This is a genomic window from Streptomyces sp. NPDC050988, from assembly GCF_044456225.1.
Lineage (GTDB): Bacteria > Actinomycetota > Actinomycetes > Streptomycetales > Streptomycetaceae > Streptomyces.
On the sequence record NZ_JBITFQ010000001.1, the window covers coordinates 968,855 to 993,437 of the forward strand.

Sequence of the window (24,583 nt, forward strand, 5' to 3'; positions counted from 1 at the left end):
TACGGTGGACCCATGACGCAGGCGACTCCCCCCGGCTGGTATCCCGACCCCGGGCAGACAATTGACGGACCCGCCACCCAGCGCTGGTGGGACGGTAGGACATGGACGGACCAGACCCGCCCCGCCGAGTCCGGCGCCATTTGGGGTCCACCGGCGTTCTCACCGGGCGCGCACCCCGGCGGCCCCCGGCGCAAGGCACGCACGGCGATAGCCGTCGCCGTCGCCGTGGCGGTCCTCGCCGGTATCGGCGGCGGGGTGTACGCGCTGACCTCGGACGGCGGCTCGGACGACACCAATTCGACCAACACCCAGCCGGTGCCGACCCAGCCGGGCCCCCCGCAGGGACAGGACGGCGGCGGTCAGGGCGGCCCCGGCGCCCCGGAGGGCGGCGAGTCCCAGCTCCCGCAGCCGCTCCCGTCCGAGGAGGGCTACGCCACGGACCCGATCAACGGCATCAGCCTGCCCGTGCCCGACGGCTGGAGCGGCTCGACCATCCAGGTGGGCGCGCAGGTGACGGCCAAGGGCACCTACAAGTGCCCCGGCGACACCTCGGAGACGTGCAGCCTCGGCGGTGCCTACTCGGCCCCCGCGCTCGCGCTGGAGCTCAAGGCCACCACCGCCGAGGCCGCCGCCAAGGAGGACATCGCCAAGAACGCCGAGGAGTCCTACGGCGGCAAGAGCTACGGCAAGATCACCTCGCACGACGAGCTCTCCTCCAAGGCCGTGACCGTGGCCGGGCAGAAGGGCTACGCGGTCCGCTGGAAGGTCGTCACGAGCAAGGGCGACGACGGCTACGTCGAGTCGCTCGTCTTCCCGGCGCCCTCCAACTCCAAGCAGCTCGTCGTCGTGCGCTTCGGCATCGATGTCAGCTCCAAGGCCCCCAAGCAGTCGGTCATCGACGAGATCACCAAGGGCATCAAGGAGGCCGCGGGCGGCGCCGGCAACGGGCAGGACGTCTAGGACGTGCAGAACCTGTAGGACGTACGGCGGTCAGGGCCCCGGGCCCTGGCCGCACACCGATCGGCCGGGTGGTGCGCCTCTCCGCTCGAGAGGAACCCCACCCGGCCGGGGGGTGCGCGCCGCCCCCGTCCCCACGGTGCGGCGCGAGCAGGTCACCGTCCAGTCATCCCATGGACGGCGGCCTGGGTCTCAGGTGGTGTCCGCCAGCGGCCCTGTGGCGTCCGACAGCCCCAGGGCCGGCAGCAGGGCCACGTCCACATAGCGCAGGAGGTAGTCCGCGTCCGCGGGGCGCCCCTCCAGGAGGGGGCGGACACGGAGCACGCCGAGCAGTTGTGCCGGCACGAACTCCAGGACCGGATGGTCGGCCCTGATCTCCCCGCGTTCGACCGCGCGCCGGACCATCCCGCGGAGCGCCTCCAGTTCGGGCTCCACCAGTGCGTCGCGCAGCGCGAGCTTCAGTTCCTCGTCCTGCATCACGGACTGCCCGAGCGCCTGGAGCAGTCTGGTGTCCTCGTCCGACCGCTCACCCGCCGTGCGCGCGACCGCGCGCAGGTCGCCCGCGAGCGAGCCGGTGTCGATACCGATGAACTTGGGACAGTGGTTGGCACGCAGCGCGGCCGCCACGAACTGCGGCTTCGTCTTCCACTGCCGGTAGAGCGTGGACTTGCTGCACCGGGTACTGGAGGCGACGCCTTCCATGGTCAGCGCGTCATAGCCGCACTCGCGGATCTGGTCGAGCACGGCGTCGAAGAACTCCTGCTCACGCTGGGGCGTGATCTTGGAGCGGCGCGAGGCGACGACCGTCTCCGGTTCGTCCGCTGCCTGCGACGTCATGGCTCTTCTCCTCGCTGGTCCCCGCGGCCCCCTGCGGGCCCGCTCCCTGTGTGCCTTCCAGTGTGGCCCTCGGCCGGCCCTCAGTGTGGCGTAAGTCCTATCGATACGCCAGTGTACCGGAACGCGAACGTATCGGTACACTGTCGTATCGATGAGCCTTGGACAGGACCCACCCCTGTGTCGAGTGGATCCCCTCCTGGGCTCACCACGCACCAGCACCACCAGAACGTCAGCAAGGGGGCCGGGGATGGAAAGCCGATCCGAGCCTGCAAGAGAGCCCGCAAGAGAAGGGGAGGCCGCGATACGGCGGCCGCCCCTCGTCCGTGAGCTCCTGCTCGTCGTGGGGCTCTTCCTCGTCTACAAGCTCGGCCGGCAGCTGGCCACGGGCCACACCGGTGAGGCCTTCGCCAACGCGCACCGGGTCTGGGACCTCGAACGGTTCCTGCACCTGCCCGGCGAAGGCGACGTGCAGTCTGGGCTGCTGCACAGCGACACCCTCGTGCACGCCGTCAACACCTACTACGCGACCGTCCACTTCCCCGCCACCGCGGCCTTCCTGATCTGGCTCTACCTGCGACGGCCCGGGCACTATGTGTGGGCCCGCCGGGTGCTGGCCGCGGTCACCGCCGCCGCCCTGGTGGTGCACCTGACGTTCCCGCTCGCCCCGCCCCGCATGCTCGCCGCGACGGGCCTGGTGGACACCGGCCAGGTGTACGGGCCCACGGTGTACGGCGCCTCGCCCGAGACCGACTCCCTGTCGAACCAGTTCGCGGCGATGCCCTCGCTGCACTTCGGCTGGGCCCTGATGGTCGCGATCGGCCTGATCGCCGCCACCCGGTCCCGGTTGCGGTGGCTCTGGCTGCTGCATCCGCTGGTCACGCTGCTGGTGATCGTCGGCACGGCCAACCACTACTGGCTCGACGCGATCGTCGCGGCCGCGCTGCTCGGCATCGCCCTCGCCGTGATCCGCGTACCGCGCCGGACGGCGGCACCGACGGCCCCCGCCAGGGAGCGTGTGGGCGCCGGCGGCTCCGTACCGGAAGGGCCGGAGACACCGGACGGACCCGGCGGGCCCGGCGGGCCGGGGGCACCCGGCGCGCAGGATGCTCCGGAGCTCGTGGGAGCCGGACGATGAGCGCCACTCTCGTCGCCGTCGTCCTGTCGCTGTTCTCGGCCGTCGCGTACGCGGCCGCGGCCGTGGCCCAGCAGCGGCTGGCCGCACGGACCCCCGACTCCGGGGTGCTCCGGCTGCTCGGCAGCGGCGCCTGGTGGTGGTCGGTGGGCCTCAACGCGTCGGCGGCGCTGCTGCACGTGGCCGCTCTCAAGTACGGGCCCCTCACGCTGGTCCAGCCGCTCGGCGCGCTCACGCTCGTCGCCGCGGTGCCGCTGGGCGCGCGGATGGCGGGGCGCCGCGTCACGTTCGTCGAGTGGCGCGGTACGGCGCTGACGCTGGCCGGGCTCGCGGCCCTGCTGGTCACGGCGTCCGGGCCCGCGCCCGACGATGTGCTGAGCGTCCCGCAGGCGCTGGCCGTGGCGGGTACGACCATGGCCCTCATCGGCGTACTGGCCAGGCCGGGCACCCGCCCCGGGCTGCGGCACGCGACCTCGTCCGGCTTCGCCTCGGGTGTCGCGTCGGCGCTCACGCAGACCGTCACGGTCGCCGCGACGGACCGTTCGGATTCCCTGCTCAGCGGGCAGGTGATCGTGGTCGCGCTGCTGGTCGCCGCCTTCGCGACGGCCGGGCTGCTGCTGTCGCAGACCGCCTACAAGGGCGGGCTCGGCGCTCCCCTCGCGGTGGTGACGCTGGCCAACCCGATCGCCGCCGCGGTGATCGGCCTCTCGCTGCTCGGCGAGCGGCTGCAGGGCGGCGCGGCGGGACTGCTGCTGGCGCTGGCCGGGGCGGCGGTCGCGGCCCGGGGTGTGGTGACGCTGTCGCGCGCCACGCCGGTGCCTTCGGCGGTGGAACCCCTGACAACGGAATCCCTGACAGCGACTCCGGCGGCGCCTTCAAGGGAGACCTCGGTGGACGAGGAGCACCCCGTGGCCGCCGTTCTCGCCCTGGAGCCCGGATCGGCGTTGAACGAGCCGTCGTTGCTGCCTCGGCAGCCGAAGCCCGGGCGTCTCACCCCGCTCTAGACCGGCCACGACGGAGCGTGGGAGGGACGGCCGCGGATGTCCGCGACCGCCCCTTCCACACGACGAACATGACGAACCGATTCGTCAGCCAAGTCCTCGGTTGTCCTGCTTGAGCGCCGTGTCGACGGTCAGCGCCGTCGCTATAACGAGGCTCAACAGGGGCTCGGGAAGCTGGTAGTGCAGCTGCAGGACGTAGTTGTCCGCGGTCGTGAACATCGTCTTGGCGAGGCCTTCCCAGGTCTTGGTGATCCGGGCGACCTCGTTGTCGGCGTGATCGACGATCGAGAAGTTCCAGGCGCGCCAGTTCTCCGCCTTGATCGCGCCGACCTGCTTGCCGTCGGCCTTGATCGCGAAGTTGATCTTCCCGACCATGTTCTGCTGGGCGATCTCACCGACCGGCGAACCGTCCGGACGCGCCACGAGCACCCGCGACTTCATGAACTTGCGGGGCCGGGTCAGCAGCAACTGCGGCTGACCGTACGCGTCGCGGATCTCCAGCTTGTGCGTCATGAACTGGTCGAGGCTCGCGAAGAAGCGCAGCACCTTCTTCAGCGCGCCCTGTCCGACCTGCACCACCGAGCCGAGCTGGTTGCCCTGCTGGCCCATGACCTTGTACTCGTTGGTCAGCTCGATCAGCTTGGCCTTCTGGTTCACCACCAGGACCGGCTCGGTGAACAGCGTGCCCCCGCCGGCCGCGTTCGGTGCGACACCGGCCTGCTGGTGCACCTGCTGCTGCACGCGCGGGTCGAACCCTCCCGCCTGCTGCGGAACCTGCTGCACAGGCTGCTGCTGCACAGAGTGCTGCTGCGGCTGCTGCGGCATGTGCTGGACCGGCTGCGCGGCCTGAGCCTGCTGCTGGTCCTGGTTGGTGTGCTGGGTCCACTGAGCACCGTCCCAGTAACGCAGCGTCTGGGGCGCACCCTGAGGATCCGGGTACCAACCCGCGGGAGTGTTCGAATGCGTGGTCACCGGGGCACACTACCCCGGGCCCGCCGGAACCTGACCAGTCCGTGCGATGTGGGACTCATCGCATCTCCTGTGTCGAATCGCACCCCCTAAGCCCTGGCGATCGCCGGGTCGCTGACCCCGACCCGGCCGTTCTCGACGTGCCCGGCGAACCGGCGCAGGAACGAACCGTCCGCGTCGGACACGGTGAGGTCGTACCAGCGCCTGCTCGCCCCCAGGTCCACGGTGTGCCTGACGGTCGCGCCGGACCGTACCCGGATCGACCTGGGCCTGCCGCCGTAGCCGTTGGTGAGCTTGAGCTCGGCCGTGCGGGAGCCCTTGTTGGTGAAGGTCAGTTCGATGTCGTCCCCGTCATGACGGGCGGTGACCTCGGGTCCGGCGGTCTCGCCCGGGCCCTTGAAGACACGTACGAAGCCGTTGGGCCCGTGCACGGTCAGATCGTACGAGCCGTTCGAGTAGGCGGAGTTCCAGGTGTCCGAGACGCTCTTGCCGGCCTCGGTGGTGTAGGTCCAGGGTCCGTCGGTGCGGCTTCCGGAGGTGACGTGGAAGGAGGCGCCGGCCTTCTTGCCCGAGGCGAAGGTCAGCGTGAACGTCCCGGCCTTCGGGTCCACCGAGCCGTCGATCCACGGGGCGTACCGGAGCGGGCGGGCGAGCCGCAGACCGCGCTCCTGCTTCGGCAGCTTGGGGTCCGCGGGCGGGGTCGGCTTGTAGTCCGGGTGCCGGTCCTTGTCCGGCGGCTCGTACGCGTCGGTGTCCGGGAGGTCGGCCGGCCTGCTGTCCTTGCGGGAGAAGTCGAAGGCGGCGGTCAGGTCGCCGCAGATGGCCCGCCGCCAGGGCGAGATGTTCGGCTCCTCGACGCCGAAGCGGCGCTCCATGAACCGGACGATCGAGGTGTGGTCGAGCGTCTCGGAGCAGACGTAACCGCCCTTGCTCCAGGGCGAGACGACGATCATCGGCACACGCGGGCCGAGACCGTACGGGCCGGCGACGTTCTTCTCGCTCCCCGGGAAGAGGTCCAGGCCGACGTCGACGGTGGACTTGCCGTGCTCGGCGTCGCGCGGCGGCAGCGGCGGGACGAGGTGGTCGAAGAAGCCGTCGTTCTCGTCGTACGTGATGAACAGGGCCGTCTTCGCCCACACCTTGGGGTCGGAGGTGAGCGCCTCCAGGACCTGGGAGATGTACCAGGCGCCGTAGTTCGAGGGCCAGTTGGAGTGCTCGGAGAAGGCCTCGGGGGCGGCGATCCAGGAGATCTGCGGCAGCTTGCCGCCCTTGACGTCGGCGCGCAGCTGGTCGAAGTAGCCCTCGCCCTTGCGGGCATCGGTGCCGGTGCGGGCCTTGTCGTAGAGCGGGTCGCCGGCCTTGGCGTTGCGGTACTTGTTGAAGTAGAGCAGCGAGTTGTCGCCGTAGTTGCCGCGGTACGCGTCCGAGATCCAGCCCCAGGAGCCGGCCGCGTCCAGGCCGTCGCCGATGTCCTGGTAGATCTTCCAGGAGATCCCGGCCTTCTCCAGGCGCTCGGGGTACGTCGTCCAGTCGTAGCCGACCTCGTCGTTCCCGAGGACGGGGCCGCCGCCCTTGCCGTCGTTGCCGGTGAAGCCCGTCCACATGTAGTAGCGGTTCGGGTCGGTGGAGCCGATGAACGAGCAGTGGTACGCGTCGCAGACGGTGAAGGTGTCGGCGAGCGCGTAGTGGAACGGGATGTCCTCGCGGGTCAGGTACGCCATGGTCGTGGGGCCCTTCGCGGGGACCCACTTGTCGTACTTGCCGCCGTTGTAGGCGGCGTGCCCGTCGGGCCAGCTGTGCGGCAGGCCCTCCAGGAACTGCATGCCGAGGTCGTCCGCCTCCGGGTGGAAGGGCAGCAGTTCCTTGGTGCCGTCCGACTGGTGCCACACGGATTTGCCGTTGTCGAGCGCGACCGGGTGGGGGTCGCCGAAGCCGCGTACGCCTCTCAGCGCACCGAAGTAGTGATCGAAGGAACGGTTCTCCTGCATGAGGACGACGATGTGCTCGACGTCCTCGATGGTACCGCGGTGGTACCCCGCGGGGATGGCCGCGGCCTTGGCGATGCTCTCCGACAGCGCGGTGAACGCCGCGGTGCCGCCTGCGAGTTGGAGAAATCGGCGCCGATTCACTTCGGGCATGGCAGGGGACCTCTTGTCCTGACGGGGTACTGAGGGCGAGTACATGGTGGAACGTGCGCGAATGGAGTGTTCCAAGAGCAACAAACGTCAGGGAAGGGGCGCGTGGCATCTGTGTGAAAGACGGCGGTACGTGAGGTGCGCGACCCGTTCGGGGAACGGTCAGCTTCCGGTCGCTTCCTTCCAGCCGTCGACGTACGACGTGAGGTTCTTGTCGATGGAGAGGGTGTTTTCAGCCTCGGAGATCGGTCGCGAACGAGAACCGATCCCCCGGAACGGCGTCCGCACCCGCTCCAGCGGCTGCCCGTCGGTGTCTCCGAAGGCGATGCCCTGCTGGTGGAGGTGGGCGTCGAAGGAGGAGTCCGGGCCGAAGTCGGCGTCCAGGCGGGGAATGCGGGCCACGGAGACGTAGGTGCTCTCCAGACCGACGCGCTCGTCGTCCGCGAGCAGCACGCGCTCCAGATGCCAGACCGGCTCGCCGCGCGTGAGCCCGGTCTCGGCGGCGAGCGCTTCGGGGCAGGGGAAGCGGTCGAGGGTGACGAGGTTTCGGCCGGGGGTGCGCCCCTGACGTCGTACGCCTTCGGTGTAGCCGGCGAGCGACAGGGGCTGCTCCAGCTTCGGGCCCGCGACGACCGTGCCGCGCCCCTGCCGCCGCAGCCGTCCCTCCAGCACCAGTTCACGGATCGCCTGGCGTACGGTCTCCCGCGCGACCTCGTACCGCTCGGACAGGTCCCGCTCGGTGGGGAGCAGCCCGCCCTCCCCGAGTTCGTCGACGAGGGCGGAGATCCGCCCCTTCACCGCGTAGCACTTCGGGATGCGGCCGTCTCCGGAATCCGGAGCGGACGGGGGCCGCGGGGGCTGGTCGTCCGGGTAGTCCACGCAGGGATCGTCGCAGATGGGGCGGGTGGATTTCCTGGAGGGTTTCCTATTCGAGGACGGTGCGCAGGTCGGTGATCCGGTATCCGTGGGCGTGGATGGTGTCGATGATCCGCGGGAGAGCCTGGACGTCGAGGGCGGGTTCGTGCCGCTGGGCCGTACCGACGTGCATCTGCACGATCGCGCCGGGCGTCAGGGCGTCCACGACCCGGTCGACAACCTTTTGGACCGTCATACCGCCGGCGGTTCCGAGGTAGCCGTTGGTGTCGGTGGTGAACTCGATGTCCGCGAAGCCCAGTTCGTTGGCCTGCGCGATGCCCTCCGGGGTCGTGGCGCTGTAGGGGAAGCGGAAGAACGGGAGCGGTAGCGCCCCGGTCGCCCGTCGGATCGCCCGGTCCGCGCCCATGATCTCCTGCTCCGCCTCCGGGCGGGTGAGGTCTGCGAATCGCGGATGGCTGTAGGAGTGGTTGCCGATCCCGTGCTCGGCCGCCATCGACCGGGCCGCACCGGGTTGGCGCTCGGCGAACTTGCCTGTCAGGAAGAACGTCGCCGGCACGTTCCGCCCGCGCAGCACCGCCAAGGCCGTTTCCACCCCTGTCTCGTCCCACGCCGCGTTGAACGTCAGCGCCACCACTCGGCTACTGGTCGGAATCCGGCGGACCTCCGAACCGTGGAGTCTCCCGACCGGCCCCGGATCCGCCCCGCGCACCGACCGCGGGGCCACCCCGCATCCCGTCGTGGCGCCCGCCTGACGGCAACCATCCGTGCGGGTGTGCCCGCTCGCGGGGAGGACCGGACCCAACGTCAGGGCAGCGGCAGTGACTGCGACAGCGACTGACAGGCAGGTGAAGACCATCAACCCCGATGGGGCATAACGTTTCATAGCCGAACATTGGCACCATTTGTTGCGCGGCATGGCAGTGACACCAGGAAGCGGCCGAGACTTCCTCACCGACACCACCAAGACGTGCATCGACGCGGCGATCGATCCCTGAACGTCGGCCGCAGGAGCCGGTCGCGACGAACACCCCGCCTACGACCCTCACCCGGCGCCGCCTCGACCCCAACTCCCCTCAAGCTGTGAGGACTTCGAGCGCGGCGGCGTGCACGCCCGGTGCGGCGGCGAGGTAGCTCTCGTCGGCCCGTTCCCACGGTTTGCTCTCGATGTCGGTCACGACGCCTCCGGCCTCCTGGACCAGCAGCACACCCGCCGCGTGGGACCGGACGTTGTCGAACTGCCAGTGCAGGTCCATCCGGCCCGCGGCGACCTGGGCGAGCTGGTGGGTCACCGGCACGGAGACCCGTACGTGGAGGGCGGAGTTCGTCATCGCGGTGAAGGCGGAGCCCATCCGCTGCGCGAGCTCGGGGTCGTGACCCGGCTTGGCCTGTCCGGTCCCGGCCAGTGCGCCGTCCAACGACGTCTTGGCACCGAGCCAGATGACGCGCCGCGGGCCGGCGGCGACGACGGCCCGGGCGCCGGTCAGGAGGGTCCCGGCCCGGTCCGTACCGAGCGCGGAAAGGACCACGGAGTCCCCGTCCATGACGGCGGCGATACTCGCCGCGTCGTGCACGTCGCCCGCCACTCTGCGCAGGCTCGCGGAGTCGGGCAGGGCGATCCTCTCGGGATCACGCGCGATTGCGTGCGCCGAACAACGTCGCCGCTCCCTCGCACACGCCCGTAGCCCCGACAGCCGGACCCATACCCTGACCAGCCCTTTCACGAAAGCTCTTCCGCCTCACGGAAGCCGTCTTGCGGAGCTGCCGCAAGGGTCAGGACGCTGAGTCCAACCACGGCACGCGGGGCGACGGCGCCCCGCTTCACGGGACGGGACCGCCCATGCCTCACATGACCGCATTCGCCAGGAACCAGTGGTACGTCGCCGCCTACGCCCACGAGGTGGGGCGGGAGTTGCTCGGCCGGACGGTTCTCGGGGAGCCGCTCGTCTTCTACCGCACCGAGGACGACGGACGGCCGGTCGCCCTGCACGACCGCTGTGTACACCGCCGGTATCCGCTCTCGGAGAGCGGGCTCGACGGCGACCGGATCGTCTGCGGCTATCACGGCTTCACGTACGACACGACGGGGACGTGCGTGTACGTGCCCGGTCAGAAGCGTGTCCCCCGTACCGCCCGGGTCGCCTCCTACCCGGTGGTCGAGCAGGACGCCCTGATCTGGGTGTGGATAGGCGACCCGGCCCTCGCCGACCCGGAGACCATCCCGCGGGCCAGGCACCTGGACTCCCCCGGCTGGGTCACCGTCAGCGGGATGGAGCCGATCGACGCCGACTACGGCCTCCTCGTGGACAACCTCCTCGACCTGTCCCACGAGACGTATCTGCACGGCGGCTACATCGGCACCCCGGAGGTCGCCGAGACGCCGATCACCACCGAGGTGGACGAGGGCGCGGGCATCGTGCGGGTCAGCCGGCACATGGACGACGCCGAGTGCCCGCCGTTCTATGCCAAGTCGACCGGTATCAAAGGGCGGATCACCCGCTGGCAGGACATCGAGTACCACGCGCCGTGTCTGTATCTGCTGCACAGCCGGATCGCCCCGGTCGGTGTGGTGCCCGAGGCGGACGGCAGCGACCCGAACGGCTTCCACACGGAGATCACGTACGCCATCACGCCGTCCGCCGACGGCAAGGTGTACGACTTCTGGATGGTCTCGCGCGACTGGGCGACCGACGACGCCGAGGTCACCGAGTTCCTGCGGGGCAACAACCACACCGTCGTGATGCAGGACGTCGACGCGCTCAACCTGCTGCAGAAGACGCTGGGTACGGAGCGGACCGGTTACCAGGAGCTGAGCATCAACATCGACACCGGTGGTCTGGCCGCCCGCCGGATCCTCGCCCGGCTGGTCGAGGAGGGCGAGAAGCCCATGGAGAAGGTCCAGTGACCAGCCCGACCGGCGAGATCTACCGCATCGACTGGCTGCCGGGCACCGACGTGCTGCACGGCACCTGTCACTGCGGGGCCGAGCACAGCGCCGAGGACCCGATCGAGATGTGGGAGTGGATGCTCGGCCACCCCGAAGGACACACCCCGCGCGACCGCAACGTGGCCGACGTGCCGAACGGCCCACGCGACCCGAACGTCCCCCAAGGAAACGGCTCATGACCTCCTACGAAGCCGAACTCGTCGTCGAGCGACGGGACTTGGCCGCCGAAGGCGTGCTCGCCCTCACCCTCCGCCATCCGCTCGGCGAGGAACTGCCGGCCTGGGAGCCGGGCGCCCACATCGATGTGATCCTGGGCCCGGACCTGGAGCGGCAGTACTCCCTGTGCGGCGATCCGGCCGACCGGCGCTCCTGGCGCGTCGCGGTCCTGCGGGAGCCCGACGGACGCGGCGGATCCGCCCATGTGCACGGGCAGTTGGAGGCGGGCGACAAGGTCCGCGTGCGCGGCCCGCGCAACCACTTCGCCCTCCAGCCCTCGCCGCGCTACCGCTTCGTCGCGGGCGGCATCGGCATCACCCCGATCCTGCCGATGCTGGCCGCGGCCGAGGCGGCGGGCGCGGAGTGGACACTGCTGTACGGCGGCCGTACGCGCAACTCCATGGCCTTCGTCGAGGAGTTGGGCCGGTACGGGGACAGGGTGCGCGTCGCCCCACAGGACGAGGCCGGGCTGCTCGACCTCGACTCCGAACTCGGGAGCCCTCAGGCCGACACGCTCGTCTACTGCTGCGGTCCCGGGCCGCTGCTGGACGCCGTGGAGGAGCGGTGCATGCGGTGGCCGAAGGGCTCCCTGCACGTCGAGCGGTTCCAGCCCAAGGTCCAGGAGACGGGCGCGGACACGGAGTTCGAGGTGGTCCTGGAACGCTCGGGCCAGACCCTCACCGTCCCCGCGGACGTCTCCGTGCTCGACACCGTACGGTCCGCGGGGGTCGAGGTGCTCTTCTCCTGCACCGAGGGCACCTGCGGGACCTGCGAGACGGACGTCCTCGAAGGCACCCCGGACCACCGGGACTCGGTGCTCACGGACGAGGAGCGGGAGGCCGGCGAGACCATGCTCATCTGTGTGTCCCGGTGTCGCGGGAAGCGCCTCGTGCTCGACCTGTGACGGCTCCTACCGCGTCACCGACCCGATCCGGCGGACGGACCCCAGGTCCGCCTCGATCCGGGCGACCGTGGCCAGCAGATGCGGCAGCAGGTCACGGCGTACGGAGTCGACGGAGTTGCGGCTGGCGTGCACGGGGATGTTGACCGCCGCCACCACCTCGCCGTCCCGGTCCCGCACCGGGACGGCGACCGAGCGCAGCCCCTCCTCCAGTTCCTGGTCGACGATCGCGTACCCCTGTCGGCGGACCCGGCGCAGTTCGGTGCGCAGCAGGTCGGCCGAGACGATCGTGCGGGCCGTGAGAGCGCGCAGGTCCGCGCGGACGAGGCGGGCGTCGATCTCCTCGTCGGGCAGCTGCGCGAGCAACACCCGCCCCACGGAGGTCACATGGGCCGGGAAGCGGGTGCCGACCGTGATGGTCGCGGTCATGATGCGGTGGGTGGGCACCCGGGCCACGTACACGATGTCGTCGCCGTCGAGGACGCACAGGGACGACGACTCCCTTATCTGCGCGACGAGTTGCTCCAGATGGGGCTCGGCGATCTCCGGCAGGGTGAAACTGGACAGGTACGAGTAGCCGAGTTCCAGGACGCGCGGGGTGAGCCGGAACATCCGCCCGTCCGTCGTCACGTATCCCAGGTCGAGGAGCGTCAGCAGGAAGCGGCGGGCCGCCGCGCGGGTGAGGTCGGTGAGCCGGGCCACCTCGCTGAGCGTCAGTTCCGGGTGCTCGGCGTCGAAGGCGCGGATGACCGCGAGGCCGCGCTCGAAGGAACGGACGAAATGAGGTTCGCGGGCTCCAGCAGGCATCATCGCCTCCACGGGACGCACGGGGGTGCGCACTGCGCACGCTAGGAGCACACTTCGGCAACTGTCAACGACCTTGCGTGTCAAGAGCATTGACCCGCTCCCGGCAAGGTTCTACGTTCCCGCTGAGCACTTCTGTGCGGTCTGCGCACAGCCTGTCGAGGAACTGTCCCAGTAGGGGGAGTCATGCGTCGTCTGCTCATCGGCCTGGCGGCCGGAGCCGTGTTCGTCGCCGCGACGGCCTGCGGTTCGTCCGACTCCTCCGGGTCGGACGACGCCAAGGCGTCCGGTGGTACCACCACGATCAAGGCCGGCGTCATCCCCATCATCGACGTCGCGCCCCTCTATCTGGGCCAGTCGAAGGGTTTCTACAGCAAACGCGGCCTCAAGCTGTCGCTGACGAGCGCGCAGGGCGGTGCGGCGATCGTGCCCGGTGTGGTCTCCGGCCAGTTCGACTTCGGCTTCAGCAACATGACGTCTCTGCTGGTCGCCCAGTCCAAGAACATGCCGGTCAAGGCCGTGTCGAACGGTGTCGCGTCCACCGGCGAGCAGGGCGCCGACTTCGCGGCACTCGCCGTGAAGAAGGGCAGCCCCCTCAAGTCCGCGAAGGACGTGGAGGGCAAGAAGGTCGCCGCCAACACGCTCAACAACATCTGTGACACCTCGGTCAGGGAGTCGGTCCGCAAGGACGGCGGCGACCCGTCCAAGGTCGAGTTCGTGGAGATGCCCTTCGACCAGATGCCGGCCGCGCTCGCGAACGGCCAGGTGGACGCGGCCTGTGTCGTGGAACCCGCGCTCGCCACCATCAAGTCTCAGGGCGGCACCAGCATCGCGTCGCTCTTCGTCGACGTGTCGCCCGAGCTCACCGTGGCCATGTACTTCACCTCCCAGCAGTACGCCCAGAAGAACCCGGAGACGCTGAAGAAGTTCCAGGAGGCGACCGCCGAGTCCCTCGCCTACGCCGACAGCCACCCTGACGAGGTCCGCGAGATCATCGCCACGTACACGAAGATCCCGAAGAACCTCCTGGAGACGCTGACCCTGCCCCGGTGGCCGGCCGAGCCGAACCGCGCCTCCGTCGAGCGGCTGTCCGAACTGGGCGTGCAGGACGGCCTGTTCAAGACGGCCCCGGACCTGGACAAGCTGCTTCCGTGAGGGGCGCCAACGCCCTCCTGGGCGCGGCCGGGCTCGCGGCCTTCCTCGCACTCGGCGAGGCGGTGCCGCGGCTCGGCCTCGTCAAGGACGAGTACTTCCCGCCGACCAGCCGCATCGCCGACGCGCTCGCGACGGAAGTCGCCGACGAGGCGTTCTGGACCGCGCTCGGGGACACGCTCACCGGCTGGGCGATCGGGCTCACCATCGCGGTGACCGCCGGAATCCTGGCGGGAGTTCTGATCTCGGTCACGCCCTACCTCCGCGAGGCGACGGCCTCCACGATCGAGTTTCTGCGCCCGATCCCCTCGGTCGCCCTGATCCCGCTGGCCGTCCTGCTGTTCGGCACCGAACTGCGCTCGGTCCTCCTCCTGGTCGTGTACGCGTCCTTCTGGCAGGTCCTCGTCCAGGTCATGTACGGCGTCCAGGACGTCGACCCGGTCGCCGAGGAGACGGCCCGCTCGTACGGCCTCGGCGCCTGGGCGCGGATCCGGTACGTGCTGTGGCCCACGGCCCTCCCGTACGTCATGACGGGTGTGCGGCTGGCCGCCGCGGTGGCGCTCATCCTCGCCGTGACGGCCGAACTCGTCATCGGGGCACCGGGGTTGGGCGCCCGTATCGCCGTGGCCCAGACCTCGCAGGCCGTGCCGGAGATGTACGCGCTGGTGGTGGTCACCGGGCTGCTCGGGCTGCTGATCAACGTGGGCGCGCGGACCGTCGAGCGGCGGGCGCTGGCCTGGCACCAGTCCGTGCGCGGGGAGGTGGCGGTGTGAGGGGCGGTGTGACGGGCGGTGTGAGGGGCGTCCTGCTGCGGGTGTTCTTCGTCGTCGCGCTGCCCGCGCTGCTCGTGGCGGGGTGGTGGGTCGCCTCGGACGGCAGCACCGACGTCTACTGGCCGCCGCTGCGCACGATCCTCACCACCTTCCCGGACGTGTGGACGGGCGAACGGTGGCGCGACGACGTGCTGCCGAGCGTGCTGCGGCTGAGCGCCGGCTACGCGTGCGCGGCCGTCGCGGGCGTGGCGCTCGGCACGGTCATCGGCTCCTACCGCCGGGTGCGGGCCGTGTGCGAGCCGGTGCTGGAATTCCTGCGCGCGGTGCCGCCGCCCGTGCTCGTGCCGGTCATCATGCTCTTCGCGGGCTTCGGGGACACGATGAAGATCGCCGTGATCGCGAGCGGCTGTGTCTGGCCGATCCTGCTCAACACCGTGGAGGGCGTCCGGGCGGTCGACTCCGTGATGTCGGAGACGGCCCGCTCGTACGGCATCACCGGTGTGGCCCGGCTGCGGCACGTGGTGCTGCGCTCGGCGAGTCCGCAGATCTTCGCGGGGCTGCGGCAGGCCCTGTCCATCGGCATCATCCTGATGGTCATCAGCGAGATGTTCGCCGCGAGCAACGGACTCGGCTTCACCGTCGTCCAGTTCCAGCGCGGCTTCGCCATCCCCGAGATGTGGACGGGGATCCTGCTGCTCGGGCTGCTCGGTTTCGTGCTGTCGGTCGTCTTCCGGCTGGTCGAGCGGCGGGTGCTCGGCTGGTACCACGGCTCGCGCGACGTCTCCCGGCGGTCATCGTGAACCACTCGAACCTCTCGAACGTGAACCTCGCGAAAGGGCGCTCCATGCTCGACGTACGCGGCCTCCAGAAGGTCTACGAGGGGTCGGGCCGCCGGGTGGAGGCGGTGGGCGACCTCACCTTCACGGTCGAGGCCGGCGAACTGGTGTGTCTGGTCGGGCCGTCGGGCTGCGGCAAGACGACGCTGCTGAAGTGCGTGGCCGGACTGCTGACGCCCACCGCGGGTGACGTACTCCTCGGAGGCGAGCGCGTGACCGGACCGCCGCCCGGGATGGCCGTCGTCTTCCAGGAGTACGGGCGCAGCCTCTTCCCCTGGATGCGGGTCCGCGAGAACGTCGAACTCCCCCTCAAACAGAAGAGGTTGCCGAGCGCGAGGCGTCGTGGACTGGTCGCCGACGCGCTGGAGTCGGTCGGTCTCACCGACGCGGCGGGCGCGTACCCGTGGCAGCTGTCCGGCGGCATGCAGCAGCGGGTGGCGATCGCCCGCGCGCTCGCGTACGAGCCCGATGTGCTGCTCATGGACGAGCCGTTCGCGGCGGTGGACGCGCAGACCCGCGCCGAACTGGAGGATCTGGTCCGCGGGTTGTGGCGGCAGCGGGGCATCACGATCCTCTTCGTGACGCACGACATCGACGAGGCCGTCTATCTCGGCGAGCGGGTGCTGATCCTGTCCTCCTCCCCGACGGTCGTCCAGGAGCAGCTGAAGATCGATCTCCCCGCCGAGCGCGACCAGTTGCACACCCGGGTGGCCCCGCGCTTCGCCGAGCTGCGGACCCATGTGTACGAGCAGATCCAGGCGGCGAAGCGCGGGACACCGGTCGACCGTGTGGTGAAGGACCAACGGCTTGCGTGACGCGGGTACTACGCGTCCGCGGCGGGCACCACACTCAGATGACTCGTCGCACTCCGCGTACGCCGCGCGGCAGGCGGGCGGCGGGTCTCGCGCAGGACCAGTGTCAGTCTCGTATAGCCCATGCCCTGAAGGGTCTTGGTGGTCTCCCCGACGATGCGGCAGTCCGTACGGCCCCAGCGCGGGTCGGGATGGAGTAACGGCCGTACCGCGCCGTCGTGTTCGACGGCGTCCGGGCCGACCGAGCGGATCCAGTGCGGCAGGCCGTGCCGGTAGGCGGCGTCCATGATCGGGTCCTGGGCGATGTCCCGGAGGATCGACTGAAGTCCGTGGTCGTGGCCGTGCCGCTCGACGGCGGCGGCGAAGTGCGCCAGCATCGGCAGACACCAGCTCGACTCGTGCTCGCCGAGGACCGTGCCGGCGTCCGGATGGAACAGGACGAACCGGAGGAAGTTGTCCCACGGCATGGCGGTGGGATGCGGGCCCACCCCGCGGAAAAGTGTCTCGAACGCACCGTTCGCCAGGACGACGTCCCAGCGGTGGTCGACGACCACGGAGGGAAAGGTGACGGCCTCCAGAAGCGCGCCGTAGTCCTGGAGATACGCCTGGGCCTCACGACTCTCGGGGGCGGGTCGCGGCTGTGGCCGGGGCCCTCCTGCCTGGTATGCCATCGGGAGGTCCACCCCTCTTGCCTATGCGGCCCTATCGCGGCGTCGTGATCCTGCTACCCCTGGCCGAGCGGTGTCAACTATCGTGGCATTTGGCGCCCGTTGACGGCTGAATCCCGCCACAGTTGTGGCGAGACCTGGATGTGAGTTCGACCAAAGGGCTACTCTCCGGTCTTCGGGCGGTTCACTCCGCACTTCCGGAATTCCCACAGGGGCTTCACGTCCGAGGAATCCGGTTCCACCGGAGCGGTCGACAAGAGACGTAGGAGAGAAGTGTCGGTGACGGATGGCTTCGAGGTTCCGGGCGCCACGGCGACGGGTCTGCTGCCGGCCGTCGTGGCCCGAGTCACCGGGCTGGCCGACCGGCTCGGCGCGCCGCACGACGAGGTGTTCGACGTCCGGCGGCTGTCCGCGGCCTCCGGAGTCCCCGAGGTCGTGGTCAGATCCCTGCTCCACGGGCGGCCCGCGGGCGAGCCCGATCTCCAGGCCCGTTTCCTGCAACGCCTCGACCTGCTGCGCCGCACCCGCCTGAAGCCGGGCGGCCGCCGGTACACCCAGCAGGAGATCGCCGACGGCGCCGGGATGTCGCGCCAGCAGGCGGGGGCCCTCATCAACGGCGACCGGCGCCCCACGATGGAGCACTGCGACGCCATCCAGCGATTCTTCCGGGTGCACGCCGGATTCCTCACCGCGGAGGACCCCGAGGCACTCGCGGGCGCCCTCCAGCACACCGAGCAGGAGCTGCTGCAGCGGCTCGCCGACCGGGAGCGCGAGGCGGCCCTGGCCGCCGCCGACGATCCGCTGGAGCGGCTGCTGCAGGACCACGGGGTTCGCGGGATCGCCTGGCGGGCCGCGCAGTTGCCCACCGACCAGCACCGGGACAAGGTCGCCGAGTGGCTGGACATGCTCCTGGAGAGCGTCAAGCGGCCCGAGTCGTGATCCGGGGGATTCAGTGGGCATAGGAAAGGACATGCGCCGCCTGTGCGGCGAGTTGGTCGACGAGCTCTCACTGCCGGCACCGGCGGAGCCCGCCGATCTGTACGCCGCGCTGTGCGACGCCATGAGCAGACGGCGCGGACGCCCGGTGCAGTTCCGCACGGCCGCGTTCCCGCCGGGCACCGCCAGCGGGCTCTGGCTCGACATGGCGGACCAGGACCTCGTCGTCGTCGAGGAACGCACCGCGCCCGACCACCAGTTGGTGATCCTCGGCCATGAGCTGTGGCACATGAACGCCGGGCACTGCAGCCATCACGTGGAGGGCGCCGCCGTCGCCGCCCGCATGCTGTCGGACGACGCCGACCTCCAGGCGACCGTCCTGAAGGTGGCGGCCCGCACCCGGTCGGACCTGGCCGACGAGAAGGACGCCGAGAGCTTCGGGTTGTTGCTGGCGAGCAAGTGCCGGGTGTGGCTGGCGGGTTCGCCGCTGCGCGGTCCCGTACGGCGTGACGGTCTCGCCGGCCGGATCGAGGCCACCCTGGGCTATCGCGGGCCGCAGGGCTGAGGGCGCCGGAACACCGTGGACGGGTCCAGCTACTACATTCCCGCCGTCGCCATGGCGGCCGCCCTCCTGTTCAAGGCGCCCGCGCTGTCACGGTCCTGGCGCGACCCGCTGCTGCGCTCCGTGTGCACGCTGATGGCGCTGGCCGGGCTGGTGTTCTTCTTCGCGGCCCCGCCGACCATCGGTGAGGTCAACGACGTCATCGGGATCACGAACGTCTCGGCACCGCTGGTCTACTGCCTGTTGAGCGCCTTCAGCGCCGCCTGCCTGGTACTGATCGTCAACTGGCGTGGCGGCCCGCCGGAGTCGACCCGCCGGGTGTCGCGCAACTGGATCATCGGCTACAGCGTCGTGATCGTGGCGCTGGTCGTGCTGTTCGTCCTCGGCGACGCGCCGGTGGAACGGCTGGTGGACTTCGACACGTACTACGCCAACGAGCCGTTCGTCCGCGAGATGATCGTGCTCTATCTCATGGCACTGACCGTCTCGGGTGTCGCGATGAGCGTCATGTGCGGGCGCTGGGCACTTCAGGTGCAGGGGTGGCTGCGGGCCGGTCTGCTGATCATCGTGGCCGGCTATCTGTTCAACATCGCCTATCTGACCACCAAGTTCACCGCGGTGATCGCCCGCTGGAACGGCGCGAACCTCGACTACCTCAGCTCCGACGCGGCCCCCGTACTCGCTTCCACCGGGGTGCAGATCAGCGCGATCGGCTTCTGTTTCCCCCTGGCCTGCCAGCGGGTCGGCGACACCTGGTCCACCTGGTCGACGTACCGCCGCCTCGGCCCGCTGTGGCGCGAGCTGAAGCCGGTCTCGCCGCACGCGGCCCACGGCGTACGCATGTCGTGGTGGTCCCCGGCCGAACTCCAGGTCACCCAGCGGGAGTCGGACATCCACGACGGCATGCTCAGCCTGTATCCCTACTTCGACACCGGGGTGCGCGCGAACGCCTACGACGCGGCCCTCGCGGCGGGCTCCGATCCCGCCCAGGCGCAGGCCGAGGCCGACGCGGCGATGGTGACGGCGGCGGTGCGGGCTCGGGCCGCCGACCCGGACGGCAGGGTCATCGACTCGGCGGAGACGGCGGCCGACGCCCCGGCCGCCGCCCCCTCGCCCGCCGCCACCTCTCCGTCCATGTCCACCGAGGGACCGCGCGACCTCGTGCGGATGTCCATCGCGCTGCGTCAGTCCCCCGTCGTCGCGGCTGCCCGAGGGCAGTACGCGACCAGGTCAGAGAGCGACTTCCATGAGCGAACCAGCTAGCCCCGCACCAGGAACGGCCCCCAGACGTGCCGTCGTGATCGGCGGTGGGATGGCCGGCATGCTGGCCGCCGCCGCACTCGGCGAGTACGCCGACGTCACCCTCGTCGAGCGCGATGTGCTGCCGGACGGACCCGACCCGCGCAAGGGGCTCCCCCAGGCACGCCACGTCCACATCGTGTGGTCCGGCGGTGCCCGCGCGATGGAGGAGCTGCTGCCCGGTGTCACCGACGGGTGGCTCGCCGCCGGTGCCCGGCGCATCTCGCTGCCGACCGGCCTTGTCTCCATGCAGCCGCGGGGCTGGTTCCGCCGGTGGCCCGAGATGCAGTTCATGATCGCCTGCAGCCGTGACCTCCTCGACTGGGTGGTACGCGAGCGGGTCGCGCGCAAGGCCCGCGTCACCGTGCTGCCGCGTACCGAACTGCTCGGCCTGGAGGGCGACGCGCGACGCGTGACCGGTGTACGGGTCCGTACGGCCGGGGGCGGGGAGAGCGTCCTCGCGGCCGATCTCGTCGTGGACGCCGCCGGGCGCGGATCGCGGGCGATCAGGTGGCTCGACGAGCTGGGTGTGTCCCCGGCGCCGATGGAGGAGGTCGACTCCGGACTCGCGTACGCCAGCCGGATCTTCCGGGCGCCCGAGGGCACCGAGGACTTCCCCCTGGTGAACGTGCAGTCGGACGCGCGGCAGCCCGTCCCCGGGCAGACGACGACCATCGTGCCGATCGAGGGCGGCCGCTGGCTGGTGACCCTGTCGGGCACGCGGGGCGGCCGGCCCACCGGCTCCGCCGAGGAGTTCGAGACGTTCGCCCGCGGGGTCAGGCATCCGGTCGTCGGCGAACTCATCGCCCACGCGGAGCCCCTGTCGGACGTCTTCGTCACCCGCAGCACCGTGAACCGCCGCCACCTGTTCGAGAAGGTCAAGGACTGGCCCGAGGGCTTCGTCGCGATCGGGGACTCGGTCGCCACGTACAACCCGGTGTACGGGCACGGGCTGTCGGTGGCCGCGCAGGGTGCCGTGGCGCTGCGCGAGCTCGTGGCCGAGTACGGGGTCGCCACACCCGGGCTCGCCCGTCGTGCGCAGCGTGCCGTGGCCCGGCCCGTCTCCACCGCCTGGGACCTGGCCACCGGCACCGACATCCTCTACCCCGGCGCGATCGGCGAGCAGCCGGGCCTCACGGACAAGCTCCTGGGCCGCTACATCGACCGCCTGATGCTGACGGCGACCGCCCGCCCCCTGGTCACCCAGGCGTTCTTCGACGTGGTGACGCTGTCCAAGCCCCTCAGCGCACTGGTTCAGCCGGCCGTCGTCATCGCGGTGCTCCGGGGCCCCCGCCGGACACCCCTCGCCGATCCGCCGCTGTCGGACAAGGAACGGGACACGGTCCTGGGCGCACCGGAGCCGTCGGGGGCGCGGGAGGGCTGACGGCGCCCCCCTGGACGCGGCTCGCGGGGCCCGGCGCGACGGTCATGTCGCGCTGCGTTCGCTCGCCTCCCTCAGATCCCGCTCCACCGCCCGGCTGCGGGCGTTGTCCGGGTGGCCCGCGGCGGTGCCCGGGCGGCCGGCGCGCAGGAGGTCGCTCCAGTGTTCGCGGCTCCAGTCGGCGGGGCTGGTGGTGCCGGTGAACTCCTCGACGAGGGCGAGGAAGCGGGCGGGGTCGGTGTGGAAGGGGAAGTGCCCGGCGCCCTCGAAGATCTCCAGGCGGCTGCCGGGCATGGCCTCGTGCGCCCCGTACGCGTGTCGTACCGGGACCACGCTGTCGCGGTCGCCCCACATGAGCATCGTCGGCATGCCCTGGGTGAGGTAGCAGCGGTCGAGCATCGTCACGACCTGGCCGCGCCAGTCGACCACCGCCCGCAGCGTACGGATGAACGCGCTGCGCGAGGTCGCGTCGGGCAGGGCGTCCACGAGGGTCAGCAACTCCGGCGCGTCCTGGCCCAGATCCGTGTCGAGGAGCCTCATCAGATGGACGACCAGCCCCACTTGGATCCGCATCCCGGGCAGCCGCAGCGCGGCCAGGGCCAGGTCGGCGCCGGGCAGCGAGACCGCCCGCAGGACCGGGTTCACCTCGCGGCCCACGCCGCCGGCGCTGACCAGGATCAGCCGCTCGGTGCGCTCGGGGAACTGGTATGCGAACTGCATCGCCACGCCGCCGCCGAGCGAGTGCCCGATCAGCGTGGCCTGCTCGATGCCGAGGGTGGAGAGCAGATCGCGCAGCCCGTTGGCGTACGCGGCCACCGAGTAGTCGGCCCGGGGCTTGTCCGAGGCGCCGTGGCCGAGCAGGTCGGGGGCGATCACCGTGTGGGTGCGGGCGAGATCGGGGATGAGCTCGGCCCAGGTAGCCGAGGAGTCGCCGATGCCGTGGATCAGGACGAGTGCCGGGCCCTCGCCCGCCATCCGGTAGGCACGGCGGTAGCCGTGCACCACGCGGTGGTGCAGCCGCAGCTCCCCGTCGCCCACCGAGCGCAGCCGCGCGGTGGGCCTCGGGTGCTGTCGCGGGACGTCGACCACGTGCTCGCCTCCCTCACCGGGCCGCCGGGAGTACGGCTCCAGGCCCTGGCTTCCAGCGTAGGACCCTTGTCCGACAAGGGATTTCCGTGATGTTTCCCCTCCGCTAACCGGGCGAACCGACGCGTACCGAAAGGGCATTGTCAGTGGCGGACGGCAAGCTGGACCCAGCGCCACCGCTGTGCGGGGGCGAGTGAACCGCCAGAAGCGCTGCTGCCGAGCCGAACCGGGGAGAGCCGTCCGATGCCGACCGCCGTACTGACCGATCACGAACGCACCGCCGTGCAGGCCTATCTGCGACTGCTGCAGACGGTACGGGCCGCCATGGACGGCCCTCCCGGCACGGGCCGACCACCCGTCGTGCCGCCCTCCGCCCTCGCGGAGGCGGAGCGCGCGCTCGCCGCGGCCGGTCTCACGGGCAACGAGGAGGCGTTCTTCCGCCTGCTGCACACCTGGTGCCCGGAGGTGTGATGAGCCACCGTCAGCCCTTCGACGGAGGCGGAGCGAGTCGGATGAGCGGGACGAGTCGGATGAGCGGGACGAGCCCTCGTTCCGCGGCCGTCGCGGCGGGCCCGGCCCTCCGCCGGCCGCCGTCCGAGGGCGCGCTCAGTCCTGCGCGTGCGGTACGGTCACCGCGGTCGCCACGAGTCCCCGGCGTACCGTCCAGCGCCCGTCGAAGTATCCGATCCGTTGGCCGTCGACCACCGGCCCGGGCACGAGGAGCCGGGCACGGAAGCCACCTGACGTGGTGTGTCCGGGATCCATGAAGACGTCGATGTCCGCCTCGGTGAAGTCGAGCCACTCCCCGGTGAGGGGGAACCACGCCTTGTAGACCGACTCCTTGGCGCTGAACAGGAGCCGGTCCCAGTGGACGCCGGGGTGCCGCTCGGCGAGACCGCGCAGCCGCCGGTCCTCGTCGGGCAGCGCCACGGACGCCAGCACGTTGTCCGGGAGCGGCAGATGGGGCTCCGCGTCGATGCCGAGCGAGGCCAGATCGGTGGCACGGGCCAGCGCCGCGGCGCCATAGCCCTCACAGTGCGTCATGCTGCCGATCAGCCCGGCGGGCCACTGCGGTGCTCCCCGCTCACCGGGCAGCACGGCCTGCGGGGGCACGCCGAGCTTCTCCATGGCGTGCCGGGCACAGCCGCGTACGACGGTGAACTCGCGGCGCCGTTTCTCGACGGCGCGCGAGATCAGCGCCTGTTCCTCGGGATAGAGCTCGGGGTACGGCGTCGTGCCGCCGGGCCGCTCGTCACCGTGTACCTCCACGGCCACGACCGACTCCGGGAGCAGCTCCTCGATCACCGGGTCCGACCTCCATCGGCAGAATGCGGCGCAGCTTGCCCGGCGGTTCCGGGCGCTTGCGCCACTCGCGGGGGTAACCCACCGACACCTCTTCGAAGCGGACGCCGTCGAGCCAGGTGGTGCGGGGAATGTGCAGGTGGCCGTAGACCATGGCCGCGACGCGGTACGTGCGATGCCAGTCCGCGGTGAGCCGGGTGCCGCACCACATGGCGAACTCCGGGTACCACAGGACCTCTGTCGGGTGGCGGTCCAGCGGGTAGTGGTTGACCAGGACCGTCGGCAGTTCGGCGGGGATCTCCGCGAGCCTTCGCTCGGTCTCGGCCACCCGGGCCCGGCACCAGTCCTCACGGCTCGGGTACGGGTCGGGGTGCAGGAAGTGCTCGTCCGTGCAGACGACGCCTGTCCCGTGGGCGTACTCGAGTCCCTCGGTCTTGGTCGCGCAGCCCGCGGGCAGGAACGAGTAGTCGTAGAGGAGGAAGAGCGGCGCGACGGCGACCGGTCCGCCGGGGCCCTCCCACACGGGGTACGGGTCTTCCGGGGTCGTCACTCCCAGCTCGCGGCAGACCTCCACGAGGTGTTCGTAGCGGGCCACACCGCGCAGGGTGACGGTGTCCTTGGGATGGGTCCACAGCTCGTGGTTGCCGGGTGCCCAGATCACCTTGCGGAAGCGGGAGGCGAGCGTTTCGAGGGTCCAGCGGATGTCGGCCACCGTCTCCGCGACATCGCCGGCCACCAGGAGCCAGTCGTCGTCGGTCTCGGGGCGCATCCCCTCGACGAGGGCGCGGTTCTCGGCGTATCCGATGTGCAGGTCGCTGATGGCCAGCAGCCGGCCCGGACGGTCAGCCGTCGTCACCCTCGCCCCCTCCGTGGGCCGGAGACGCCCCTCGGCGTGCCCGGATGGGACCACAAGAACACATGCCGCCTCCACGGTACAAGAGCGGCTTTAGCCGCCCCGTCGACGATGTGGCTGCGGCCGGTTTTTTGGGTGCGGGTCCATCGTG

At 70.7% G+C, this 24,583-nt stretch carries 25 protein-coding genes and 1 pseudogene; 15 read left to right on the forward strand and 11 right to left on the reverse strand.

Features of this window, described 5'->3' with window-relative positions; translation table 11 throughout:
* The first annotated feature begins 12 nt into the window (after positions 1 to 12).
* The gene (locus ACIBEI_RS04320; RefSeq protein ID WP_398884856.1) at positions 13 to 960 is read left to right on the forward strand and encodes a DUF2510 domain-containing protein; all 948 of its coding nucleotides are present in this window, start codon (positions 13 to 15) and stop codon (positions 958 to 960) included.
* 189 nt (positions 961 to 1,149) lie between these two features.
* On the opposite strand, the gene ACIBEI_RS04325 is transcribed toward ACIBEI_RS04320, so the two are convergent.
* On the reverse strand, positions 1,150 to 1,794 hold the full coding sequence (locus ACIBEI_RS04325; RefSeq protein ID WP_398884858.1) for a TetR/AcrR family transcriptional regulator C-terminal ligand-binding domain-containing protein: 645 nt from the start codon (positions 1,792 to 1,794) through the stop codon (positions 1,150 to 1,152).
* Between the two features lie 247 nt (positions 1,795 to 2,041).
* Here ACIBEI_RS04325 and ACIBEI_RS04330 point away from each other — a divergent pair, with 247 nt between their 5' ends.
* Positions 2,042 to 2,929 carry a phosphatase PAP2 family protein gene (locus tag ACIBEI_RS04330; RefSeq protein WP_398884860.1) on the forward strand — a complete coding sequence of 296 codons (888 nt, stop codon included), beginning with the start codon at positions 2,042 to 2,044 and terminating at the stop codon, positions 2,927 to 2,929.
* Positions 2,926 to 3,930, forward strand: coding sequence for a DMT family transporter (locus ACIBEI_RS04335; protein ID WP_398884862.1), 1,005 nt, complete (start codon positions 2,926 to 2,928; stop codon positions 3,928 to 3,930). The genes ACIBEI_RS04330 and ACIBEI_RS04335 overlap by 4 nt, the downstream gene beginning before the upstream one ends.
* A gap of 84 nt (positions 3,931 to 4,014) precedes the next feature.
* Here ACIBEI_RS04335 and ACIBEI_RS04340 read toward each other — a convergent pair whose 3' ends face one another.
* The 5 genes and pseudogenes from ACIBEI_RS04340 to ACIBEI_RS04360 form a co-directional block, all read right to left on the reverse strand.
* Positions 4,015 to 4,899 carry a phospholipid scramblase-related protein gene (locus ACIBEI_RS04340; protein ID WP_398884864.1) on the reverse strand — a complete coding sequence of 295 codons (885 nt, stop codon included), beginning with the start codon at positions 4,897 to 4,899 and terminating at the stop codon, positions 4,015 to 4,017.
* Between the two features lie 86 nt (positions 4,900 to 4,985).
* On the reverse strand, positions 4,986 to 7,034 hold the full coding sequence (locus ACIBEI_RS04345; protein ID WP_398884866.1) for a phosphocholine-specific phospholipase C: 2,049 nt from the start codon (positions 7,032 to 7,034) through the stop codon (positions 4,986 to 4,988).
* A gap of 229 nt (positions 7,035 to 7,263) precedes the next feature.
* Positions 7,264 to 7,910: pseudogene (locus ACIBEI_RS04350) on the reverse strand (GntR family transcriptional regulator).
* A gap of 46 nt (positions 7,911 to 7,956) precedes the next feature.
* Complete coding sequence (locus tag ACIBEI_RS04355; RefSeq protein WP_398884868.1) at positions 7,957 to 8,538, reverse strand: polysaccharide deacetylase family protein; 582 nt, start codon at positions 8,536 to 8,538, stop codon at positions 7,957 to 7,959.
* Positions 8,539 to 8,980: 442 nt separating this feature from the next.
* Complete coding sequence (locus ACIBEI_RS04360) at positions 8,981 to 9,628, reverse strand: inositol monophosphatase family protein (RefSeq protein ID WP_398884870.1); 648 nt, start codon at positions 9,626 to 9,628, stop codon at positions 8,981 to 8,983.
* A gap of 116 nt (positions 9,629 to 9,744) precedes the next feature.
* Here ACIBEI_RS04360 and ACIBEI_RS04365 point away from each other — a divergent pair, with 116 nt between their 5' ends.
* From ACIBEI_RS04365 to ACIBEI_RS04375, 3 genes are read left to right on the forward strand one after another with little or no spacing between them, the layout of a single operon-like run.
* Complete coding sequence (locus ACIBEI_RS04365; RefSeq protein WP_388452551.1) at positions 9,745 to 10,809, forward strand: Rieske 2Fe-2S domain-containing protein; 1,065 nt, start codon at positions 9,745 to 9,747, stop codon at positions 10,807 to 10,809.
* The gene (locus ACIBEI_RS04370; RefSeq protein WP_398884872.1) at positions 10,806 to 11,030 is read left to right on the forward strand and encodes a hypothetical protein; all 225 of its coding nucleotides are present in this window, start codon (positions 10,806 to 10,808) and stop codon (positions 11,028 to 11,030) included. Before ACIBEI_RS04365 ends, ACIBEI_RS04370 begins: the two co-directional genes overlap by 4 nt.
* Positions 11,027 to 11,971 carry a PDR/VanB family oxidoreductase gene (locus ACIBEI_RS04375; RefSeq protein WP_398884874.1) on the forward strand — a complete coding sequence of 315 codons (945 nt, stop codon included), beginning with the start codon at positions 11,027 to 11,029 and terminating at the stop codon, positions 11,969 to 11,971. The genes ACIBEI_RS04370 and ACIBEI_RS04375 overlap by 4 nt, the downstream gene beginning before the upstream one ends.
* A 6-nt stretch (positions 11,972 to 11,977) precedes the next feature.
* On the opposite strand, the gene ACIBEI_RS04380 is transcribed toward ACIBEI_RS04375, so the two are convergent.
* A complete protein-coding gene (locus ACIBEI_RS04380; RefSeq protein ID WP_398884876.1) occupies positions 11,978 to 12,775 on the reverse strand; it encodes an IclR family transcriptional regulator C-terminal domain-containing protein in 798 nt (265 codons plus the stop codon).
* Between the two features lie 183 nt (positions 12,776 to 12,958).
* Here ACIBEI_RS04380 and ACIBEI_RS04385 point away from each other — a divergent pair, with 183 nt between their 5' ends.
* The 4 genes from ACIBEI_RS04385 to ACIBEI_RS04400 are packed head-to-tail and all read left to right on the forward strand — an operon-like array spanning position 12,959 to position 16,348.
* Positions 12,959 to 13,927 carry an ABC transporter substrate-binding protein gene (locus ACIBEI_RS04385; RefSeq protein WP_398884877.1) on the forward strand — a complete coding sequence of 323 codons (969 nt, stop codon included), beginning with the start codon at positions 12,959 to 12,961 and terminating at the stop codon, positions 13,925 to 13,927.
* Positions 13,924 to 14,697, forward strand: a complete 774-nt coding sequence (locus ACIBEI_RS04390) for an ABC transporter permease (protein ID WP_398884879.1) — start codon at positions 13,924 to 13,926, stop codon at positions 14,695 to 14,697. The genes ACIBEI_RS04385 and ACIBEI_RS04390 overlap by 4 nt, the downstream gene beginning before the upstream one ends.
* Positions 14,698 to 14,717: 20 nt before the next feature.
* Positions 14,718 to 15,497: an ABC transporter permease gene (locus ACIBEI_RS04395; protein ID WP_398885120.1), complete on the forward strand. Its 780-nt coding sequence runs from the start codon at positions 14,718 to 14,720 to the stop codon at positions 15,495 to 15,497.
* Positions 15,498 to 15,541: 44 nt separating this feature from the next.
* Positions 15,542 to 16,348 carry an ABC transporter ATP-binding protein gene (locus ACIBEI_RS04400; protein WP_398885122.1) on the forward strand — a complete coding sequence of 269 codons (807 nt, stop codon included), beginning with the start codon at positions 15,542 to 15,544 and terminating at the stop codon, positions 16,346 to 16,348.
* 8 nt (positions 16,349 to 16,356) lie between these two features.
* Here ACIBEI_RS04400 and ACIBEI_RS04405 read toward each other — a convergent pair whose 3' ends face one another.
* Positions 16,357 to 17,016 carry a hypothetical protein gene (locus tag ACIBEI_RS04405; RefSeq protein ID WP_398884881.1) on the reverse strand — a complete coding sequence of 220 codons (660 nt, stop codon included), beginning with the start codon at positions 17,014 to 17,016 and terminating at the stop codon, positions 16,357 to 16,359.
* A 276-nt stretch (positions 17,017 to 17,292) separates the two neighbouring features.
* Between ACIBEI_RS04405 and ACIBEI_RS04410 the strand changes: the two genes are divergently transcribed.
* Genes ACIBEI_RS04410 through ACIBEI_RS04425 form a run of 4 tightly spaced genes read left to right on the forward strand, consistent with a single transcriptional unit; the run spans position 17,293 to position 21,194 of the window.
* Complete coding sequence (locus tag ACIBEI_RS04410; protein WP_398884883.1) at positions 17,293 to 17,952, forward strand: helix-turn-helix domain-containing protein; 660 nt, start codon at positions 17,293 to 17,295, stop codon at positions 17,950 to 17,952.
* A 31-nt stretch (positions 17,953 to 17,983) separates the two neighbouring features.
* Complete coding sequence (locus ACIBEI_RS04415) at positions 17,984 to 18,514, forward strand: toxin-antitoxin system, toxin component (protein WP_359711860.1); 531 nt, start codon at positions 17,984 to 17,986, stop codon at positions 18,512 to 18,514.
* A 15-nt stretch (positions 18,515 to 18,529) separates the two neighbouring features.
* Positions 18,530 to 19,774: an MAB_1171c family putative transporter gene (locus ACIBEI_RS04420; protein WP_398884885.1), complete on the forward strand. Its 1,245-nt coding sequence runs from the start codon at positions 18,530 to 18,532 to the stop codon at positions 19,772 to 19,774.
* Positions 19,758 to 21,194 carry an NAD(P)/FAD-dependent oxidoreductase gene (locus ACIBEI_RS04425; protein WP_398884887.1) on the forward strand — a complete coding sequence of 479 codons (1,437 nt, stop codon included), beginning with the start codon at positions 19,758 to 19,760 and terminating at the stop codon, positions 21,192 to 21,194. The genes ACIBEI_RS04420 and ACIBEI_RS04425 overlap by 17 nt, the downstream gene beginning before the upstream one ends.
* Before the next feature lie 42 nt (positions 21,195 to 21,236).
* Here ACIBEI_RS04425 and ACIBEI_RS04430 read toward each other — a convergent pair whose 3' ends face one another.
* Entirely contained in the window at positions 21,237 to 22,280 is a 1,044-nt protein-coding gene (locus tag ACIBEI_RS04430; protein WP_398884889.1) for an alpha/beta fold hydrolase, read from the reverse strand.
* A 240-nt stretch (positions 22,281 to 22,520) separates the two neighbouring features.
* Between ACIBEI_RS04430 and ACIBEI_RS04435 the strand changes: the two genes are divergently transcribed.
* Complete coding sequence (locus tag ACIBEI_RS04435) at positions 22,521 to 22,748, forward strand: hypothetical protein (protein WP_143644066.1); 228 nt, start codon at positions 22,521 to 22,523, stop codon at positions 22,746 to 22,748.
* A 135-nt stretch (positions 22,749 to 22,883) separates the two neighbouring features.
* Here ACIBEI_RS04435 and ACIBEI_RS04440 read toward each other — a convergent pair whose 3' ends face one another.
* Together ACIBEI_RS04440 and ACIBEI_RS04445 are read right to left on the reverse strand one after the other, a co-directional pair.
* Positions 22,884 to 23,582: a 4'-phosphopantetheinyl transferase gene (locus ACIBEI_RS04440; protein ID WP_398884891.1), complete on the reverse strand. Its 699-nt coding sequence runs from the start codon at positions 23,580 to 23,582 to the stop codon at positions 22,884 to 22,886.
* Positions 23,530 to 24,435: a metallophosphoesterase family protein gene (locus tag ACIBEI_RS04445; protein WP_398884893.1), complete on the reverse strand. Its 906-nt coding sequence runs from the start codon at positions 24,433 to 24,435 to the stop codon at positions 23,530 to 23,532. The genes ACIBEI_RS04440 and ACIBEI_RS04445 overlap by 53 nt, the downstream gene beginning before the upstream one ends.
* Positions 24,436 to 24,583: the final 148 nt, after the last annotated feature.